General features: G+C 72.4%; 23 protein-coding genes and 1 riboswitch. Of the genes, 21 read left to right on the plus strand and 2 right to left on the minus strand.

The window, feature by feature from the left end; genetic code table 11:
• Nucleotides 1-173 precede the first annotated feature (173 nt).
• From ACQ86L_RS06410 to ACQ86L_RS06440, 7 genes are all read left to right on the plus strand, one after another.
• Nucleotides 174-1,223 carry a LacI family DNA-binding transcriptional regulator gene (locus ACQ86L_RS06410; protein ID WP_434318152.1) on the plus strand — a complete coding sequence of 350 codons (1,050 nt, stop codon included), beginning with the start codon at nucleotides 174-176 and terminating at the stop codon, nucleotides 1,221-1,223.
• A gap of 137 nt (nucleotides 1,224-1,360) precedes the next feature.
• On the plus strand, nucleotides 1,361-2,626 hold the full coding sequence (locus tag ACQ86L_RS06415; RefSeq protein ID WP_434318153.1) for an ABC transporter substrate-binding protein: 1,266 nt from the start codon (nucleotides 1,361-1,363) through the stop codon (nucleotides 2,624-2,626).
• A gap of 79 nt (nucleotides 2,627-2,705) precedes the next feature.
• The gene (locus tag ACQ86L_RS06420) at nucleotides 2,706-3,611 is read left to right on the plus strand and encodes a carbohydrate ABC transporter permease (RefSeq protein WP_434318154.1); all 906 of its coding nucleotides are present in this window, start codon (nucleotides 2,706-2,708) and stop codon (nucleotides 3,609-3,611) included.
• Nucleotides 3,601-4,458, plus strand: coding sequence for a carbohydrate ABC transporter permease (locus tag ACQ86L_RS06425; protein ID WP_434318155.1), 858 nt, complete (start codon nucleotides 3,601-3,603; stop codon nucleotides 4,456-4,458). The genes ACQ86L_RS06420 and ACQ86L_RS06425 overlap by 11 nt, the downstream gene beginning before the upstream one ends.
• Nucleotides 4,455-5,813 (plus strand): family 1 glycosylhydrolase, encoded by a 1,359-nt coding sequence (locus ACQ86L_RS06430; RefSeq protein WP_434318156.1) that lies wholly within the window; start codon nucleotides 4,455-4,457, stop codon nucleotides 5,811-5,813. The genes ACQ86L_RS06425 and ACQ86L_RS06430 overlap by 4 nt, the downstream gene beginning before the upstream one ends.
• Entirely contained in the window at nucleotides 5,797-6,765 is a 969-nt protein-coding gene (locus ACQ86L_RS06435) for a glycoside hydrolase family 43 protein (RefSeq protein ID WP_434318157.1), read from the plus strand. Before ACQ86L_RS06430 ends, ACQ86L_RS06435 begins: the two co-directional genes overlap by 17 nt.
• On the plus strand, nucleotides 6,762-7,493 hold the full coding sequence (locus tag ACQ86L_RS06440) for an SDR family NAD(P)-dependent oxidoreductase (RefSeq protein WP_434318158.1): 732 nt from the start codon (nucleotides 6,762-6,764) through the stop codon (nucleotides 7,491-7,493). The genes ACQ86L_RS06435 and ACQ86L_RS06440 overlap by 4 nt, the downstream gene beginning before the upstream one ends.
• Before the next feature lie 9 nt (nucleotides 7,494-7,502).
• Here the strand turns inward: ACQ86L_RS06440 and ACQ86L_RS06445 are convergent, their stop codons facing one another.
• Complete coding sequence (locus tag ACQ86L_RS06445; RefSeq protein ID WP_434318159.1) at nucleotides 7,503-7,679, minus strand: hypothetical protein; 177 nt, start codon at nucleotides 7,677-7,679, stop codon at nucleotides 7,503-7,505.
• Between the two features lie 252 nt (nucleotides 7,680-7,931).
• Here ACQ86L_RS06445 and ACQ86L_RS06450 point away from each other — a divergent pair, with 252 nt between their 5' ends.
• The 14 genes from ACQ86L_RS06450 to ACQ86L_RS06515 all read left to right on the plus strand — a co-directional run bounded on the left by ACQ86L_RS06450 (nucleotide 7,932) and on the right by ACQ86L_RS06515 (nucleotide 16,599).
• Nucleotides 7,932-8,798, plus strand: a complete 867-nt coding sequence (locus ACQ86L_RS06450; protein ID WP_434318160.1) for an alpha/beta fold hydrolase — start codon at nucleotides 7,932-7,934, stop codon at nucleotides 8,796-8,798.
• The gene (locus tag ACQ86L_RS06455; RefSeq protein WP_434318161.1) at nucleotides 8,795-8,989 is read left to right on the plus strand and encodes a hypothetical protein; all 195 of its coding nucleotides are present in this window, start codon (nucleotides 8,795-8,797) and stop codon (nucleotides 8,987-8,989) included. Before ACQ86L_RS06450 ends, ACQ86L_RS06455 begins: the two co-directional genes overlap by 4 nt.
• Nucleotides 8,990-8,993: 4 nt before the next feature.
• Nucleotides 8,994-9,494 (plus strand): SixA phosphatase family protein, encoded by a 501-nt coding sequence (locus ACQ86L_RS06460; protein ID WP_434318162.1) that lies wholly within the window; start codon nucleotides 8,994-8,996, stop codon nucleotides 9,492-9,494.
• A gap of 116 nt (nucleotides 9,495-9,610) precedes the next feature.
• The gene (locus ACQ86L_RS06465; RefSeq protein ID WP_434318163.1) at nucleotides 9,611-9,964 is read left to right on the plus strand and encodes an SPW repeat protein; all 354 of its coding nucleotides are present in this window, start codon (nucleotides 9,611-9,613) and stop codon (nucleotides 9,962-9,964) included.
• A gap of 58 nt (nucleotides 9,965-10,022) precedes the next feature.
• On the plus strand, nucleotides 10,023-10,490 hold the full coding sequence (locus ACQ86L_RS06470; RefSeq protein ID WP_434318164.1) for a TetR/AcrR family transcriptional regulator: 468 nt from the start codon (nucleotides 10,023-10,025) through the stop codon (nucleotides 10,488-10,490).
• A 119-nt stretch (nucleotides 10,491-10,609) separates the two neighbouring features.
• Nucleotides 10,610-11,977, plus strand: coding sequence for a hypothetical protein (locus tag ACQ86L_RS06475; RefSeq protein WP_434318165.1), 1,368 nt, complete (start codon nucleotides 10,610-10,612; stop codon nucleotides 11,975-11,977).
• A 21-nt stretch (nucleotides 11,978-11,998) separates the two neighbouring features.
• Nucleotides 11,999-12,217, plus strand: a complete 219-nt coding sequence (locus ACQ86L_RS06480) for a DUF1990 family protein (protein WP_434318166.1) — start codon at nucleotides 11,999-12,001, stop codon at nucleotides 12,215-12,217.
• Entirely contained in the window at nucleotides 12,199-12,474 is a 276-nt protein-coding gene (locus tag ACQ86L_RS06485) for a DUF1990 family protein (protein WP_434318167.1), read from the plus strand. The genes ACQ86L_RS06480 and ACQ86L_RS06485 overlap by 19 nt, the downstream gene beginning before the upstream one ends.
• 39 nt (nucleotides 12,475-12,513) lie before the next feature.
• Nucleotides 12,514-12,951, plus strand: coding sequence for an alternative ribosome rescue aminoacyl-tRNA hydrolase ArfB (arfB, locus tag ACQ86L_RS06490; RefSeq protein ID WP_434318168.1), 438 nt, complete (start codon nucleotides 12,514-12,516; stop codon nucleotides 12,949-12,951).
• Nucleotides 12,952-12,978: 27 nt separating this feature from the next.
• Complete coding sequence (locus ACQ86L_RS06495; RefSeq protein WP_434318169.1) at nucleotides 12,979-13,539, plus strand: dihydrofolate reductase family protein; 561 nt, start codon at nucleotides 12,979-12,981, stop codon at nucleotides 13,537-13,539.
• Between the two features lie 63 nt (nucleotides 13,540-13,602).
• Nucleotides 13,603-13,703, plus strand: a riboswitch (TPP riboswitch).
• Complete coding sequence (gene thiM / locus ACQ86L_RS06500) at nucleotides 13,696-14,502, plus strand: hydroxyethylthiazole kinase (RefSeq protein WP_434318170.1); 807 nt, start codon at nucleotides 13,696-13,698, stop codon at nucleotides 14,500-14,502. (Overlaps the previous riboswitch by 8 nt.)
• Nucleotides 14,499-15,149, plus strand: coding sequence for a thiamine phosphate synthase (gene thiE / locus ACQ86L_RS06505; protein WP_434318171.1), 651 nt, complete (start codon nucleotides 14,499-14,501; stop codon nucleotides 15,147-15,149). The genes thiM and thiE overlap by 4 nt, the downstream gene beginning before the upstream one ends.
• Nucleotides 15,146-15,955, plus strand: coding sequence for a bifunctional hydroxymethylpyrimidine kinase/phosphomethylpyrimidine kinase (thiD, locus tag ACQ86L_RS06510; RefSeq protein ID WP_434318172.1), 810 nt, complete (start codon nucleotides 15,146-15,148; stop codon nucleotides 15,953-15,955). The genes thiE and thiD overlap by 4 nt, the downstream gene beginning before the upstream one ends.
• Nucleotides 15,952-16,599, plus strand: a complete 648-nt coding sequence (locus ACQ86L_RS06515; RefSeq protein WP_434318173.1) for a TenA family protein — start codon at nucleotides 15,952-15,954, stop codon at nucleotides 16,597-16,599. Before thiD ends, ACQ86L_RS06515 begins: the two co-directional genes overlap by 4 nt.
• Nucleotides 16,600-16,618: 19 nt before the next feature.
• Here the strand turns inward: ACQ86L_RS06515 and ACQ86L_RS06520 are convergent, their stop codons facing one another.
• A complete protein-coding gene (locus ACQ86L_RS06520) occupies nucleotides 16,619-18,508 on the minus strand; it encodes an ATP-binding cassette domain-containing protein (protein ID WP_434318174.1) in 1,890 nt (629 codons plus the stop codon).
• Between the last annotated feature and the right edge of the window lie 18 nt (nucleotides 18,509-18,526).

Below are 18,526 nucleotides of genomic sequence, written 5' to 3' on the forward strand. Positions count from 1 at the left end.
GATTGAGCATCCATTCGGTTCAGCGAATCGCCCGATGGTCAATCGATAAAGCGACCACCGACACACAGTCAGATCCTGCTGCATCGTTCAAGCGAGTGCTTTATCGTTTGAACACCTGCTTCATCGTTTGAGCATCCGCTCCGACGAGACCAGCGAACGACACGGAGGCACCGATGCCGAAGACCCGGGACGCACGTTCGGCCGTCACCCTGAAGGACGTCGCCGAGCGCGTCGGCATCACGTCCTCCGCCGCGTCGATGGCACTCGCCGACCACGCCCGGATCAGCTCCAAGACCAAGGCGGCCGTGCGGCAGGCGGCGCAGGAGCTCGGCTACGTCCCCAGCTCGGCCGGCCGGGCGCTCCGCAATCAGCGGGCGGGCGCCGTCGCGCTCATCGTGCCGAACACCTCCCAGCATGTCTTCGGGCACAGCTACTTCATGCACGTGCTCACCGGGGTTTCCGACGCCGCCAACGCGCACGACAGCCAGGTGATCGTCTCCACCAACTCCGACACCGAGAACGGCGTCGCCGCCTACGAGCGGGTGGTGCGCTCCCGCAGCGCGGACGGCGCGATCGTCACCAGCTCGGCGGTGGACGACTTCCACGTCGAGGAGCTCGTCGCCTCCGGCCTCCCGGTCGTGCTGATCGGCAACTTCCCGTACCTGCCCGGCTCGGTCAGCATCGGCATCGACGACGTCGCCGCCACGCGCCTGCTGACCGAGCACCTGATCGACGTGCACGGCCGCCGCCGGCTCGTGCACGTGACCGGCCCGCTCGACCACCAGACCGGTCTCGACCGGCGGGAGGGCTTCCTCGCCGCCGTGCGCTCGCACCGACTGGAGGCCGACGCGCAGGTCGTCCGCGGCGAGTTCAACGAGGAGTCCGGCGCCGCCGCGGTCGTCGAGGCCCTGGCGGACGGCCGGGAGGTCGACGGCATCGTGTTCGCCAACGACGACATGGCGTTCGGCGGCCTCCAGGAGCTCAAGCGCGCCGGGCTCCGCGTGCCGGAGGACATCTCCATCGTCGGCTTCGACGACTTCGGGCTCGCCCGTGTCACCACACCCGGGATCACGACCATCGCCGTGCCCGCCGAGGAGATGGCCCGCCGCGCCACCGAACGGCTGTTCGACTTGGTCGAGGGCCGGTTCGACGGGCCGGCCCACGAGGAGCTCGGCGTGACCTTCGTGCCGCGCCGCTCGTGCGGCTGCCCCGACGCGACGTGAGCGGCGCCACCTGACCCGCTCCACTCCCCCTGACCCACCCCGATACCGCTCCACCCGCCCCACCGCACCATCCCCACCCCACCCCACCCACAGCACCGCCCCTCCCCTCATCTGCACTGCTCAAAGGAGAACACTCGATGAAAATCCGCAGATCCCTCGTCGTCGCCGCCGGTGTGGCCGCGTCGATGCTGGCGCTCACCGCCTGCTCCGGCACGTCCGGCGCGTCCGGCGGCAAGGTCGACCTCACCGTCTGGACCGGCTTCACCGGCGGCGACCGTCCCGGCTACGACACCATCGTCAAGGACTTCAACGCCTCGCACCCGAACATCCACGTCACCATGAACGTGCAGCCCTGGGACACCATCGCCCAGAAGCTGCCGTCCGCGTGGCTGACCGGGCAGGGCCCCGACATCGCGGCGCCCTCCAGCGACCCGAACGCCATCGCCCAGTACGTGAAGACCAACTCGGTCCTCGCACTCACGAACACCGGCTCGGGCGACACGAAGATCAACACCGACAAGCTCGCGCCCGGCACGGTGAAGGAGTTCACCTACGACGGCAAGCTCTACGCCGTCCCCGCGAACTTCGCGACGCTCAGCCTGTACTACAACAAGAAGGCGTTCGCCGCGGCCGGGATCGCCGGCGCTCCGACCACGGTCGCCGAGCTCCAGGCCGACGCGAAGAAGCTGACGATCAACGGCGGTCAGACCCAGTACGGCCTGTCCCTCGCCGACAACCAGACCATCCAGATGTGGCCCATCCTGCAGTGGCTGGAGGGCGGCGACATCGTCGACGCGAAGGGCTGCAGCGTCGTGCAGACCAGCGCAGGTCAGAAGAGCCTGTCGACGTGGAGCGACCTGGTCGTCCAGGACAAGATCTCGCCCGTCGGGCAGACCGGCGCACAGGCCGACTCGCTGTTCTCCGCCGGCAAGGCCGCGATGGAGATCAACGGGCCGTGGGCCGCCCCCGGCTACAAGTCGGCAGGCATCGACCTCGGCATCGCGAAGGTCCCGGTCGGCGTGGACGGTTCGAGCGTGACGCTCGGCTCCACCGCGCCGCTCGCTGTCTCGGCCAAGACGAAGCACCCGCAGGAGGCGCAGGAGTTCCTCGCCTACTGGACCAGCAAGACCGCCCAGGAGAAGTTCTCGCTGCAGACCGGCTTCCCGCCGCTGCGCACCGACCTCGCCGACGACGCCAAGCTGAAGGCCGACCCGACCGTGTCGATCTTCACCTCGCAGGTCCCGGACTCGCGGCTCTACCTGCCGCACGTCACCAACGCGACGCAGGTCGACGCCAACGCGTACGTGCCGCTGATCGGGCAGATCACCCGCGGGACCTCCGTCGCCTCCGCCACCGCCGACGCCGCCAAGACGATCGACAGCCTGACGGGGTGCAGCAAGTAGTGAGCACCCACACCACCGAGCCCGCCCTGTCCCGCCCCGCGCGGGACGGGGCGGGTCCCCTCCCCGGAACGCGGAGCCGGTGCGACCCGGCCCGCGCGGTGACGGGAGCACGCGCCGCCGCCGGCGCAGGTTCCAGCCGGCCTGGCTGTTCATGGCGCCGAGCCTGATCATCCTGGGCGTGTTCGTCCTGTTCCCGATCCTGCAGACGCTGTACTACAGCGTCTTCGACTGGACGATCGGGGCCTCGACCCAGACGTTCCTCGGGTTCGGCAACTACATCAAGCTCTTCCAGGACCCGCAGTTCTGGAACGCCCTCGGCGTCACCCTGGTCTTCACCGCGTTCGCCGTAGTCCTCCAGATCACCCTCGGCTTCGGCTCCGCGCTGCTGCTGCTGAAGGACAACCTGATCACCCGGATCGTCCGCTCGGTGTACTTCTTCCCGACGATCGTGTCGTTCGTCACCATCGGCCTGGTCTGGAAGTTCCTGCTGGACCCGAGCATCGGCCTGGTCGGCGGGCTCACCCAGCTCCTCGGACTCCACCCGGTCGCCTGGCTGACCTCGACCTCCCTCGCGCTGCCGAGCGTCATCTTCGTGGCCGTGTGGCGCAGCGTCGGCTTCGCCATGATCCTGTTCGTCGCCGCCCTGAAGGCCGTGCCCGCGGAGCGCTATGAGGCCGGACGCCTGGACGGCGCGAACAACCGGCAGCTCACGCTGCACATCACCATCCCGAGCGTGCGGCCCACCCTGCTGTTCGCGACGATGATCCTCACCATCCAGTCGCTGCAGGTGTTCGACCTGGTCTACGTGATGACCGACGGCGGCCCGGTGTTCCGCACGGACAGCCTCGTGAACCTCATCTACCGCGACGGCTTCGTGAACTACCAGACCGGCTACGCGTCGGCGGTCTCGTGGGTCCTCTTCGCCCTCATCATGCTCCTCTCGCTCCTCCAGCTCAGATTGTTCAGGTACAACGATGTCGACTGAAACCGGTGTCCGCGTCAGGCGCCCCGGCGCGATGACAGCGCTGGCCGCCTCGTCCAAATGGATCCTCCTCGGGATCGGCCTGGTCTTCGCGATCGTGCCGTTCATCTGGATGGTGTCCGGATCGTTCCGAAGCGAGAGCGACCTGTTCGGCAACCCGGCGTCGCTGTTCCCGACCTCGATCACGCTGCACGGCTACCTCGGCGTGTGGGAACAGCTCCCGTTCCTCAGGCTGCTCGGCAACACCTTCCTCTTCGCGGGCGTGACCACCGCCGCGACGCTGCTGTTCGACTCGCTGTGCGCGTACGCGCTGGCCCGGCTGAAGTTCCGCGGCAGGAACCTCGCGTTCATCCTGGTCATCGCCACGCTGATGGTGCCGTTCCAGGTGACGCTCATCCCGGTGTTCATCGAGCTGTTCCACTTCGGCTGGCTGAACACCTACCAAGGGCTGATCGTGCCGCGGGCGACGAGCGCCTTCGGCATCTTCCTGTTCCGGCAGTTCTTCATCAGCATCCCCACCGAGCTGGACGAGGCGGCCAGGATCGACGGCGCAGGCCACTTCCGCATCTACTGGAGGATCATCCTGCCGCTGGCCAAGCCCGCGATCGCGACCGTCGCGATCCTCAACTTCATGAACCTGTGGAACGACCTGCTCTGGCCGCTCGTCGTCACCAGCGACCCGAACATGCTCACCCTGCCCGCGGGGCTCACGCTGTTCGGCGGACAGCACGTGACCGACCACGCCGTGCTGCTCGCGGGCGCCACCATCTCGCTCATCCCGATCGCCGTCGCGTTCTTCTTCGCGCAGAAGTACTTCGTGGCCGGCGTCGCGACGACGGGGCTCAAGTGACGGGCGCGGGGCTCGGGCCCGGCGAGTTCGCCTGGGCGGCCGGGATCGAGGACACCTGCGTCTACCCGCCGGAGCACTTCGCGATGGCGGACCTGGACGAGTACGACCTCACCGACCACACCGGCAACTGGCGGGAGGACCTCCGGTCGGTCCGCGACCTGGGCGCGACCGTCCTGCGCTACGGCGTGAACTGGCCGCTCGTCCACACCGCGTCGGGCGTGTTCGACTGGTCGATGCTGGACGAGCGCCTCCACTACGCCTCGGCGGAGCTCGGGCTGACCGTGGTCGCGGACCTCGTGCACTACGGGACGCCCACATGGCTGCGCGCGTCGTTCGCCGACGCGCTGTACCCGCAGACGGTCGCGGAGTTCGCCGGTGCGTTCGCGGAGCGCTACCGCGGGATCGTGGACCACGTGACGCCGCTCAACGAGCCGCTCACCACGGCGTCGTTCTGCGGCCTGCGCGGCGTCTGGCCGCCGTCCCTCACCGGCTGGGACGGCTGGACCGCCGTGACCCTCGGCGTCGTGGAGGGAATGGCGGAGACGATCCGCGCTGTCCGCGCCGCGAACCCGGACGCAGTCGTCGTGCACGTGGAGGCCTCCTCGCTGTACCGCACGGACGATGCCGGGCTCGCCGAGCACGCGGCGCTGCTGGAGTCGGTGGGAATGCTGCCGACCGACCTCCTGCTCGGCCGCGTAGACCCGGCCCACCCGCTGCACGGTTGGCTGCTGGAGCAGGGCGCCGACCCCGAGCGCCTGGAGCGCCTGACGGCCTCCCCGCCGACCGTCGACCTGCTGGGCGTCAACTACTACCCCGACCTCTCCCCGCGCACCCTCGTGCAGCGCGGCGACGAGGTGGCGCAGGTGGCGACCAACCGCTGGAGCGACGGCCTCGCCGACAGCCTCCGCGCGTTCTCCGCCCGGTACGGCCTCCCGATGCTGATCACCGAGACGAGCATCGAGGGCGACGACGACGTGCGGTCCGCGTGGCTGGACGACTCGGTCCGGTCGATCGGCGAGCTGCGCGCGGAAGGGCTGGACATCCGCGGCTACACCTGGTGGCCGGTCTTCGACTTCGTGGACTGGTCGTATGCGTCCGGCGGCCGCAACGTCGAGGAGTTCGTGGTGGACGACGACATCGTGGCCGCCCGCCAGCACTCCGGCGACGGGGCGGCGGACGGGCGGCGCGCGAAGTCGCCCTTCCTGCGGCGCATGGGCGTTATCCGGCTGGACGAGCAGGAGGACGGCCGGCTGGCGCGCGTCCCCACGGCTGCGGCGGAGCTCTACACGCGGCTGGCCTCCGAGTCCGCCGCCGAGCGCACGGGAACGGAGGTCGCCGATGAGCTCGCGAGCTGAGCCGGTCTACGACGGCTACTTCGCCGACCCGTTCCTCGCCCGCTTCGGCGGCGAGTACATCGCCTACGGCTCCGGGGACGACCGGGTGCTCGACGGCACCGAGACGCACGCGTTCGAGGCCCTCCGCTCCCCCGACCTCGTCCACTGGACGAGCGCCGGCGGCGTCCTGGAGCGGCCGGACCCCGCGCTCGGCGACGCCTACTGGGCGCCGGAGGTCGTGGCCGCCGACGGCGCCTACTGGATGTTCTTCTCGGTCGGCCACGGCATCGCCGGCCACCACCTGCGCGTCGCCCGGGCGGACTCCCCGCTCGGCCCGTTCGCCGACCTGGGCGTGAACCTCACCCCGGGCGAGTCGTTCGCGATCGACGCGCACCCGTTCCGGGACGTGGACGGCAGCTGGTACCTGTTCTTCGCCCGCGACGTGCTCACCGGCGCCCGGCCCGGCACGCACCTCGCGGTGATGCGCCTCGACTCCCCCACGCGCCCCGGCTCCGACCCGGTCGCGGTTCTCGCCCCGGACGCCGACTGGCAGCTCTTCGAGCGGGGCCGCACGATGTACGGCCGCACCTTCGACTGGCACACGCTGGAGGGCCCGGCGGTCGTGCGGCATGGCGACCGGTACGTCCTGTTCTTCTCCGCGGGCCGCTGGGAGGGCGACGGCTACGGCGTCTCGGCGGCGACGGCGCCGCACCCGCTCGGCCCGTGGACCCACGAGGTGCGCCCGGCCGCCGACGTGCTGAGCACGGAGCTCACCGGCCTCCTCGGCCCCGGCCACAACTCGGTGCTGCGGCTGGACGACGGCGCCGACGTGATCGCCTTCCACGCCTGGGACACCGTGGGCGGAAAGCGGCGGATGTTCATCGAGCCGCTGGCGTGGGACGCCGGCGGCCCGAAGGTGGTACTCCCCGGGCCTGGTTCGCCGGCGACGGCCGGCACAGGATGGAGGGCGTGAACACCACCACCCCCACCACCGCACTCGTCACCGGAGCCACCAGCGGAATCGGGAAGGAGATCGCCCGCCAGCTCGCCGCGCGGGGCTGGAACGTCCTGCTCGGCGCCCGCGACCGCGCACGCGGCGAGGGGGTCGCCGCCGAGGTCGGCGGCACCGTCCTCCCGCTCGACGTGACGGACGCCGACAGCGTGGCCGCCGCCGCGGCCTCCGTGCCGGCCCTGGACGTGCTGGTCAACAACGCCGGCATCTCGCTCGACATCGCGGACGTCGTCACCGAGGTGGACGTGGACGTCTTCCGGCGCACCTACGAGACGAACGTGTTCGGCGTGGTCGCCGTCACCAACGCGTTCCTCCCGGCGCTGCGGGGCTCCGCGCATCCCCGGATCGTCAACATCTCCAGCGGCACCGGCTCGCTCACCTGGAGCACCGGGCCGAACCCGCAGTTCGACCACGTCGCCGCCTCGTCCGGCCGCGGCGCCGCCTACCGGTCGTCGAAGGCCGCGCTGGACGGCCTGACCATCTTCTACGCGCACGCCCTCGCGGCGGACGGTGTCAAGGTCAATGCGTTGGCTCCCGGCCTGCGCGCCACCAACCTGAACCCGCGCGCCGCGGGCGCGGGCGGCGACCCGGCCGAGGCGGCGGAGGGCGCCGTGCGGCTCGCGACGCTGCCCGACGACGGGCCGAGCGGGCTGCTGTTCTCGTGGGACGGGACCGTCGCGCCCTGGTGAGGCGCTGCGTCAGCGCACGTCGTACTGGGAGCGCCCGAACAGCCCCACCCACTCCGCGTACGTGTGGTCGTGCCCGATCGGGCACCAGCACCGGACGCTGACCGCGCGGCTGTCGCCGGTGCCCTGGATCGTCTCGACGTGCGCGACGGGCGCGGGCCTCCGGATGGGGGTAATCGCTGCACCCATGATCGTTTCCTGTCTCGTTCGGTTTCCCCCACCTCTCGAAGAAGCGTAGGTCGGCGACCTGTGCTGGACGGCCCGGATCAGCGAACTCGAAGCCTGGCGGCCGCCCCAGTTCTCGGGTAGACGGAAGCGCTCATCCTCGGCCGGGCGGCGTCCCGATCGGCGGCGCCCGCCGGTGCGCCGCGGGTGGCCGGGCCGTGGCCCAGCGCGTACGATCCACACCATCACCCGTTCGCCGACCGAGACGAGTCCGTCATGGAAACGCGCACCATCCACACGCCAGGAGCCGAGATCGTCTACGACGTCGCGGACGCGGAGGCCGGCGAGGGAGGTCATCCCCCGCTCGTCATGATCGGCCAGCCGATGGACGCGAGCGGCTTCCGCGCCCTGGCCTCCTACCTCCCCGACCGCGTCGTGGTCACCTACGACCCGCGCGGCCTCGGCCGGAGCACGCGCAGCGACGGCGAGGTGACCAACACCCCGACGACGCAGGCCGAGGATGTCCACGCCGTCATCGAGGCGCTCGGGGCCGGCCCCGTGGACCTGTTCGCGAGCAGCGGCGGCGCCGTGACCGCACTGGCCCTGGTGACCGCCCATCCCGGGGATGTCCGCACCCTCGTCGCGCACGAGCCCCCGCTGCCTGCCGTGCTCCCGGACGCGGAGGCCGCCGAGCGCGGCCTCGACGCCGTGCACGCCGCCTACGACGCCAACGGCTTCGGCGCGGGCATGGCCGCGTTCGTGATGATGACCTCGTGGCGCGGCGAGTTCACCGACGACTACTTCGCCCTCCCGGCGCCCGACCCCGCGATGTTCGGGATGCCCACCGCCGACGACGGCGACCGCACCGATCCCCTCCTGTCGCAACGCTCGGTCGCGATCACCGGTTACCGCCCCGACATCGCCGCCCTGAAGGCCTCCCCGACCCGCATCGTGGTCGCCGTCGGCGAGGAGTCCGAGGGCGTCTTCACCGGCCGCACCTCCACCGCTCTGGCCGGCCTGCTCGGGACGTCTCCGGTCGTCTTCCCCAGCCACCACGGCGGCTTCGCGGCCGAGGACTCCGGCTACCCGGGCAAGCCCCGGGAGTTCGCCGCCCGGCTCCGCGACGTGCTCGACGGGTCGTGAGGAGCGACTTCGCCGGAACCACCGCCCGGTACTACGCCGGATTCCGCCGCGACCTCCCCGCCGACCAGACCGAGCGGCTGGTCGCGGCCACCGGCCTGCGCGCCGGCGACATCGCCCTGGACCTCGGCTGCGGCACCGGCCGCCCCGGAGTGAGCGGCGATGCCAACACCCCGGATCGTGCGCCACACTGACAGCGTGACCACTTCCGAGCGCACCCTCGTCCTCCTGCGCCACGCCAAATCCGACTGGTCCGGCGCGCTGCCCGACGTCGAGCGTCCGCTGGCCGAGCGCGGCCACGCCCAGGCTCCGCTCGCGGGTCGCTGGCTCGCCGGCCACGTCGGCGCGATCGACCTCGCGGTCGTGTCGCCCGCACGGCGCGCCCGCGAGACCTGGGAGCTGGTGTCCGCCGAGCTCGCTCCCGCCCCTCCGGCGGTCTTCGACGATCGCGTGTACGCGGCCTCCGCCGACCGGCTCCTCGACGTCGTGCGGGAGGCGCCGGCCGACGTCCGCACGCTGATCCTGGTCGGCCACAATCCCGGCATGGAGCAGCTCGCCTCGCTGCTCGCCGGCGAGGACGTGATCCTGCCCACCTCCGGAATCGCCGAGCTCGGCGTCGACGGGTCGTGGTCCGTGCTCGACGCCGCGTCCGCCGTACTGCGCGCTGCGGGACGAGCGGACGGGCGCGACCTGAGCTGACCCTCCCGACCCGTGCTTCACCGCGTCACAACTGCATTGACCGGGCGGTCAATCAATTCTACAATCAGATCCGACCCCCAGATCGGGAGCCGACTGACGAAGGGATGTTGGTGTCGATGAAGAAGTGGACTCGCTGGCAGGACTGGGTGGCCGTCGCCGCCGGTCTCTATGTCGCATTGTCGACGATCTGGATCGCCCCCACGGGCGCGTCCTTGCCGATCATGCTCGTCCTCGGTGTGCTGCTGGTCGCCGCGGGAGTGTGGAGCCTGGCCATGCCGGGCCTCGTCTCGATGGAGTGGATCCACGTCGCACTCGGCGTCCTGCTCATCGCCTCCCCGTGGGTGGGCAACTACACCTCGAACGCCGCGGCCGCCTGGACCTCCTGGATCGCGGGAGTCGTCGCCCTGGCCGCCGGCCTCCTGGCCGTGCAACCGGCGATGAAGATGCATCACCCGCAGGCCACGCACTAACTCGACCGTGTGCGAGGGGTCGGTCTCCGGCCCCTCGCACACCACGGAAAGGACACACGTGGACCAGCCGGCGGACGCGCGCACGCGGATCCTCGACGCGGCAGAGACCCTCTTCGCCGAACGCGGGTTCGACGCGACCGCGACCTCCGCCATCGCCCACGCAGCGGCGGTCCCCAAGGGCCTCCTGTTCTACTACTTCCCGTCCAAGAAGGACATCCTCGCCTCCCTGGTCGGCGAACGCCTGGGGCCGGGCCGGATCGACCCCGACCCGCTCATCGAACCGGGCAACCCCGTCCGCTCGCTGCTGAACCTGAGCCAGAAGCTGTTCCGGGTGCAGGCGGACTCCGACGTGCTGAGGGTGATCGTCTGGCGCGAGCAGCACTCGCACCCGGAGGTCAAGGCCAAGCTGGCGGCGCACCGGCGGGCACTGCACTCGACCATCGAGAAGGTGCTGGCGGGGAGTCTGCGCATCCCGGTCGGGGGAAGCGGCTGCGGGCTGCTGCGTTGGCGTGGGGCGCGATCGTGACGACGCCGCCACTGGAGGACGGCGTGGGCGAGACGCGGCCCGAAGACCTCACGGCGCTGGCGGAGATCGTCTGCGCGGGGTTGCAGGCCGACTGAGAGCTCGCGCCCTAAAGTGTGAGCGTGGCGCCCCCTCACCTGAATCCGTTGCCCGCCGTCGAGGTGGGCGGAGTGCGTTTCCTCATCGACAGGGAGCGGCCGGTCGCCGTCCTCCGCGGCGACGACTCCGAACGCGTCGTGACGTGGCCCGACGCGCCGCTGCCCTCGCGCGCTTCGACCGCCCGCCTGGTCCCTGCGCCTGACGCGGTGTGGGTCGTGTACGAGGCGTACGTCCCCGATTCGGCGGGCCTAGTGTGGTCCACGGCGGTCCGGATCGGTGTGGACGGTTCGGCGGTCGGCGTGGACATCGGCCGGATGTCTGTGATCGGCGCCGACTCCGAGGGGATCTGGGCCAGTCCCGCTCCGTGGCCGGCCCCCGAGCCGTATCCGGGCTCCGACGACGTCGAGGCGCCCGCATCCATCGACAGCGAGGACCTTCCGGTGGAGTCGTGGGAGGACTTCCAGAAGGATGAGGACGACTGGCGGCGGGACGTGCTGTCGCGGCACAGGAACCGCCGGCTCCACGGCGTCTACACTCTCTCGCAGCTCGCCGAACTCGGCGACGAGGATGAAGGCGAGCACTCGTACGGCTGGTTCGCGTCCGCGCCCGGCGATGACGCCGGAGAACCCGCGACGCGACTCGCTCCGCCTCCCGCGCCCGGGCCGTCCGCACCCGTCGAGCTCGTCCGGTTCGGCCGCGGCGGCCGGGTCGAGCCGATCACGGTCGACCGCGCTGTCGCCGAGGTCGCGCAGGACGGCTCCCGGACCGTCTTCACCTTCTTCCCGACCAACCCGGTCGGGACGGTCGACCCCGAGACCGACTCGATCGGCTACTCCTACCCCCAGAGCCGGATCTCGGTCGACCTCACCGGTGGTGTGCCCGCTGCGCTGGCAGTCGGCGACCACGAAGCCGCAGCGGTCCCGATGGATGACGAGGAGTGCTGGGACGACGACGACGCCGCCGGCGAGGCCACGGAGCCCGACGCGCGCGACCGTGTCGACCTGGCGACCGTGAGCGGGATCGATTGGGCGCCCGCAGGGCTCAGCGCGGAGGACATCGAGGCCGCCGTGCGCGACGTGGTGGAACAGCTCGAATGGCTGGCGCGGCCGAACACCATCTGGACGCGCCGCGACGACCGGCTCCACCGCGTCGAGAGCCCCTACCGCGAGCTGGCGGTCCGCGCGAGCGGCGACTGGCCGGAGACACTGGTCACCGTGGAGTTCCGGCACCGGGAGTACGCGGATGCCCTGTACCGCCGCCGCTACCGCATTTTCGACACGGCCGGGCGACCGATCGACCGGCAATACCTGACGGTCTACCTCGAGGCGGACATCGCCACGGCTCACCATCCCGCCGCGCGTGACGGCGTGATCGAGTTCCCCGATGAGTGACGCCGAGCCACTGAGCGCACCATGACGATGCCCGAAGCACCCACCTGGGCGTCGACCGACCCGGCCTTCCGCCGTTCCGAGGTCTCCGCCGTCGTCGGCCGCGGAGAGGACGCCTGGCGGCGCGCCGCCGGGGACGTCCTCCGCTGGCGGGTGAAGACGCGCAGCGGCTTCCTGGTCGACTCCGATGCACCGGTCCGCGAAGGCCGGCGCGAGGGATCCGCGTGCGCGTGCTCGGCGTGACCGTCGTCGAGCCGGTGGAGGTCGTCGCCGTCGTCGAGGAGGACGACCGGGTCGGCTTCGCGTACCGGACGCTGCCCGGGCATCCCGTCGACGGCGAGGAGGCGTTCGTCGTGCATCGCGACACCGGCGGCGACATCGTGCTCACCGTACGCTCGCTCACCCGTCCGGCGCCGCAGCAGCCGTGGCGCATCCTGCATCCGCTGCTCCGCGTCGCACAGGTCGTGGCGCGGCGGCGGTACCTGCGCGCGCTGCGGTGACCCGCCCGGCACCACCACGAGTGAGAGGATGATGGACCCATGCCCGCCGTCCACCGCCCCGGCCTCCGCGTCGACTCCGGACTCACCATCCCCGAGTCCGAGCTGTCCTGGCGGTTCTCGCGGTCGTCCGGTCCCGGCGGGCAGGGTGTGAACACCGCCGACTCCCGGGTGGAGCTCGTCTGGGATGTGGGCGCCTCCGCCGTCCTCTCGACGGCCCAGCGCGACCGGCTGCTGGATCGCCTGAGCGGTCGCATCGTGGACGGGGTGCTGACGATCGCCGCATCCGAGCACCGCGCGCAGGTGCGCAACCGGGAGGCCGCGCGCCTCCGGCTGGCCGAGCTCGTGGCCGACGCCCTCCGGCCTCCCGCGCCACCGCGACGCCCGACCCGGCCCACCCTCGGCTCCAGCCGGCGGCGCCTGGAGGCGAAGAAGCGCCGCACCGACGTCAAGCGGCTGCGCCGGCCTCCCACGGACTGAGCCCGCGCGCCGATCGAAAGGAACGGGATGAGACCCCTCCGCTACGCCATCAACGTCACGCTCGACGGCTGCGTCCACCACGAGGCGGGACTCCCGCCCGACGAGGACTCGATGCGCTTCTGGACCGCCGAGCTGGAGCGGGCCGACGCGCTGATCTTCGGCCGGGTGACCTACCAGATGATGGAGTCCGCGTGGCGCCGCCCGGCCACCGGCGCGTGGCCCGAGTGGATGGACGAGACGCAAGTCCCGTTCGCCGAGGCCATCGACCAGGCGAGGAAGCACGTGGTGTCCAGCACGCTGACCGAGGTCGACTGGAATGCCGCGCTGCTGAGCGGCGACCTGCGGCGCGCGGTCGAACGCCTCAAGCAGGAACCGGGAGAGGGCCTGTTCGTCGGCGGGGTGACCCTTCCCCTCGCGCTGGCGAACCTGGGCCTGATCGACGAGTACGTGTTCGTGGTGCAGCCGGTCCTCGCCGGCCACGGGCCGACGCTGCTCGCCGGGCTGAGCGAGAGCATCCGGCTCGAACTCGTGGAGCGGCGGGAGTTCGGGTCGGGGGTGACGGTGCTGCGGTTCCGGCCGCGCGCGTAGTCCGGCGGCAGCACTCCACAACGGGGCCGCTCCGCGGTCCGCCGCTTCGCCCTCGCTAGACTGGCCGATGACGCGGGGTGCCTCCCTCTCGAGGGCTGGCTGAGAACACACCCGTCGAACCTGATCTGGTTAGCACTAGCGAAGGGACGTCATTCCATGACTTCTTCCTCCCCTGCCATCGACGCGCCCGAGATCGGCGCCGCTCTGAGCGGGCTGCGTGCCCAACCGCCGCTCGTGCAGTGCTTGACGAACATCGTCGTCGCCCAGTGGACCGCCAACGTCCTGCTCGCGGTCGGGGCGGCCCCCGCGATGGTCGACAACCCGCGCGAAGCGGCCGAGTTCGCGCCGATCGCCAGCGGTGTCCTGGTGAACCTCGGCACCCCGTACGACGACACCTCCGAGGCGATGACGGCGGCCGCCAGCGCTGCGGCAGCGGCGGGGACGCCGTGGGTGCTGGATCCCGTCGCCGCGGGAGGCCTGCGCTGGCGCACCGGGCTCGCGCTCGAACTGCTGCGCTCCTCGCCCACCATCGTCCGCGGGAACGCCTCCGAGATCATGGCCCTCGCCGGCGGTGCCGGCGGCAAGGGCGTGGACTCGACCGACAGTCCGGAGGCGGCGCTGGCGGCGGCCCAGGAGATCGCCCGCACCTTCGGCACCGTCGTGGCGGTGAGCGGCCCCGTCGACCACCTCACCGACGGCGAGCGCACCGTCCGGATCGCCAACGGGCACCCGTGGATGACGCAGGTCACCGGCGTCGGCTGCGCCCTCGGCGCCCTGATGGCCGCCTTCGCCGGCAGCGCCGACCCTCTGACCGCGGCCGCCTCCGCGACCGCGGTGCTCACGGTCGCAGCCGATCGGGCAGCCGCCGTGAGCCAGGGGCCGGGAAGCTTCGCCGTGAGCCTGCTCGACGAGCTGGCCACCCTGACGCCCGACACCCTGGTCGCCGCGGTCCGCGTCGCATGACTGCCCGCCCGCCGCTCGACCTGTCCCTCTACCTGGTGACCGACACCCGGCTGTGCGGGGACCGCGGCGTGGCGGCCACGGTCGGGGAGGCCATCGCGGCCGGGGTCAGCGTGGTCCAGCTCCGCGATCCGGACGCGACCGATGACGAGTTCGTCGCCCTGGGACGCGCGGTCGTCGCGGAGGTGCGCGGGCAGGTGCCGGTGCTGGTCGACGACCGCGTGCACCTCGTGGCCGCCATCGGCGCGGACGGCGCCCACGTGGGCCAGAGCGATCTCGCTCCGCTCGACGCCCGCGGGCTCCTGGGACCGGACGCCTACCTGGGCCTGTCCGTGCAGACCCTCGCGCACGTGGAGACCGCACACGCACTGCCGTCCGGCACGGTCGACTACCTCGGCGTCGGGCCGGTCTGGGCCCAGACCACCAAACCCGACGCGGCCGAGCCGTGCGGCGTGGACGGGCTGAGCGCGATCGTGCAGGCCAGCCCGTGGCGGTGCGTCGCGATCGGCGGTATCGGCGTCGACCGGGCGGCGGCCGTCAGCTCGACCGGAGCCGCCGGGATCGCCGTCGTGAGCGCGATCTGCGGGCAGCCCGAGGTCGGACGGGCGACGCAGGCCCTCCGAACCGCCTGGGATGAGGCGCGCGCATGAGACCTCCCGTCGCACTCAGCATCGCCGGCAGCGACCCGTCGGGCGGCGCCGGCATCCAGGCGGACCTCAAGACGTTCAGCGCCCTCGGAGCGTACGGCGCGTGCATCATCACCGCCCTGACCGCGCAGAACACGACCGGCGTCTACGGCATCCACGAGGTCCCCGCCCCGTTCGTCGCCGATCAGCTCCGCGTGCTCAGCGAGGATGTCCGGCTGGACGCGGTCAAGATCGGGATGCTGGCCAACGCCGCGATCATCGAGACGGTCGCCGCGTTCCTCGCCGAGACGCCACGCGACGTCGTCGTGCTCGACCCGGTGATGGTCGCCACCAGCGGCGACCTGCTGTTGCGCGACGACGCGGTCCGGGCGATGCGCGACCTCCTCCCGCTCGCCTCCGTCGTCACCCCGAACGCGCCGGAGCTGGCGGCCCTCCTGGACACGACGGAGGCCGGGAGCGTGGACGAACTGGCCGACCAGGCCCGCGAGCTCGTCCGCCGCGGCGCCCAGCGCGTGCTGGCGAAGGGCGGTCACCTCGACACCGGCGACGAGGTCGCGGACGTGCTGGCGGACCCCTCGGGCATCGAGCTGTTCCGCAGCCAGCGCGTCGTCACCGTCAACACCCACGGCACCGGCTGCAGCCTCTCGTCGGCCCTGGCGGCGCTCCGGCCGCAGCGCCCATCGTGGAGCAGCACCGTCCGCGACGCCCGCAGCTGGCTCACCACCGCACTGGAGGCCGCGGACGGCCTCGACATCGGGCACGGCCACGGACCCGTCCACCACTTCGCGCAGCTGTGGGAGGGACGATGACCTTCACCGAACGGGCGTGGCAGACCATCCAGCCGATCCGCGCCGCCATCGACGCCCACCCCTTCCTCGACGGCCTGGAGCGCGGCACGCTGCCGGCCGAGACGTTCCTGCACTACCTCGCCCAGGACGCCGCCTATCTCGGCGCGTACTCGAAGGTCCTCGCGAGCGCGGCGGCGCGCGCGCACGATCCCGGGGCCCTCTCCTTCTGGAGCGCCGCCGCCGCCGACGCGATCGCGGTCGAGCGGCGCCTCCACGAATCGCACGGGGTCGACGCCGCGACTGTCGAGGCGTCGCCCACCTGTGCCGCGTACACCTCGTATCTGCTCGCGCTGACGGCGACGTCGTCCTATCCGGTCGTCGTGGCCGGTGTGCTGCCGTGCTTCTGGATCTACGACGACGTCGGGCGACGCCTCGCGGAGCGCGTGGGCGACCTCGACGGACATCCGTACGCGGACTGGATCGGCACGTACGGCGACCCCGCCTTCTCCGCCGCCACCGCGACCGCCCGGCAGTTGGTCGACGCCGCCGCCGAGGTCGCGTCCGCCGCCGATGTCGAGCGCATGCGGCGCGCCTTCACGACCGCGTCGCGCTACGAGTGGATGTTCTGGGACGCCGCCTGGCGGCGCGAGGAGTGGCCGGTCTGATCGTCCCGCTCCGCCCCGGTCAGGACACCGCGGCGACCAGGGCGGGGATGCACGCTACGACAGCCGCCGCGACGAGCAGGAGCGTATCGGCGGCCCGCCACGGTGCCGGCTCGGCCCACGTGCGGCGATAGCCGCGCTCGTGCGCCGCCGAGAACCCGCGCGCATCCATCGCCAGCGCCATCCGCTCGGCCGTGCGCAGCGACTGCACCAGGACGCCGAAGGTCAGCCCGGCCAGCTCGCGCACGCGGGCGACCGGGTTCCTGCCGGCGGCGACGCCTCGTATCCTCCGCACGCTCCGCAGCCGGCCCCAGTCGGCGGTCAGCCGGTCGAACTGCTGCACGGCCGCCGTCGCCGCCACGACCGGGCGCGCGGGAAGCCGCAGGCGCTGCGCCAGGTGGTCGCCCAACTCGGACGGGTGGACGAGCCCGGCCAACGCCACGCTCGGGAACACGAAGAACGCGATGCGCAGGCCCGCGGTCACGGCCACGTCCAGGCTCTGCGACGGGCTCAGCAGCCAGGACGAGAAGCCGACGGACGCCACCGCGATGAGGCCGGGGATCAGCCGCCGCACCGGGATCCGCACCCCGCGCAGGACCAGCGGGGCCAGGACGAGCCACGCCACGATCCCGGCCGCAGCGGACAGCGCCGACGAGACGCCGACCGCGCCGATGACCAGGAGGACCGCGGCTCCGAGCAGCGACAGCGGCCCGCAGCGGGCCGCCCAGCCGCGGCCCGCTCCGGAGCGCGCCGGCCGGTCGGGCGCGAGCGACGGCCGGCCCGGCTCGCCGCCCCCCTGGGTCATCCGGTGTGCGCTCCCCGGCTCGATCGTCAGCGTGCGGTCGGCCAGGGCGATGAGGTGCCGGTCGTGGCTGGCGACGACCACTGCCACGCCGGCCTCCCGCGCGGCGGTGACGATCCCGGCGACCGCGCTCCAGGTCAGGCGGTCCTGCCCGACCGTCGGCTCGTCCAGCACGAGCACCGCGGGCCGGGCGCCGATCGCGCCGGCGATGGCCAGCCGCCGGAGCTGGCCGCCGGAGAGCCGGTGCGGGTCCGCTCCGCCCAGCGCGGCGAGCCCGAGCACGTCCAGGAGGTCGTCGGTCCGCGCCTCGACCTCCTCCGGGGTGCCGCCGCTGCGACCGGCGGCGATGCGGACGTCCTCGCGCACGGTGGCGCCGAGGACGGCGAGTTCCGCATCCTGCGGAGCCCAGCCGATCCGCCGGCTGATCTCCTCGGACGTCCAGGCGCCGGGACGGTCCTCCCCTGCGACGACGAGCGCTGTTCCCGCCCGCACCTCCCCGATCGCGGGCTCGTGCAGTCCCGCCAGGAGCGCGGCAAGGGTGGACTTGCCCGCGCCGCTCGGCCCGACGACGGCGAGCAGCTCGCCCGCGCGCACCTCGACGTCGAGCCCGGCGAGGTGTGCGCGCACGAGGACGTCCCCCGGCGTGGTGGGGAGCTGCGGTGCGAGGAGGTCCGCCGCGACCGGCGCGGGCGGAGGCGGCGGGGCGCCGGGGACCCAGATGGCGCGCTCGGTCGGCGCCGCGTCCCGGTCCGCGAGCGCGCCCCGCGCTCCGAAGACCTCGCCGGGCTCGCCGTCGGCGACCACGCGGCCGTCCGGGGCCAGGACGACGACCCGGTCGATGAACGGAAGCCAGTCCTCCGCATCGTGCTCCACCACCACGAGCGTAGAGCCGGCGGCCTCGACGCCCTCCAGGACGGCGAGGCGCACGGCACGCGCCGCCTCCGGGTCGAGCATCGAGGTCGGCTCGTCCAGCAGGACGACGCGCGGATCGAAGACGAGCGCGCCGGCCAGCGCCAGGCGCTGCGCCTCCCCGCCGGAGAGTGCGTGCGTCGGGTGGTCGAGCTCCCCGCCAGCCTCAGCCCGGAGAGCGCGGAGCGGACGCGATCCCACAACTCCGCCCGCGGGGTG

It is taken from the genome of Leifsonia sp. P73, assembly GCF_051059105.1.
In the GTDB taxonomy this organism is placed as follows: Bacteria; Actinomycetota; Actinomycetes; order Actinomycetales; family Microbacteriaceae; genus Leifsonia.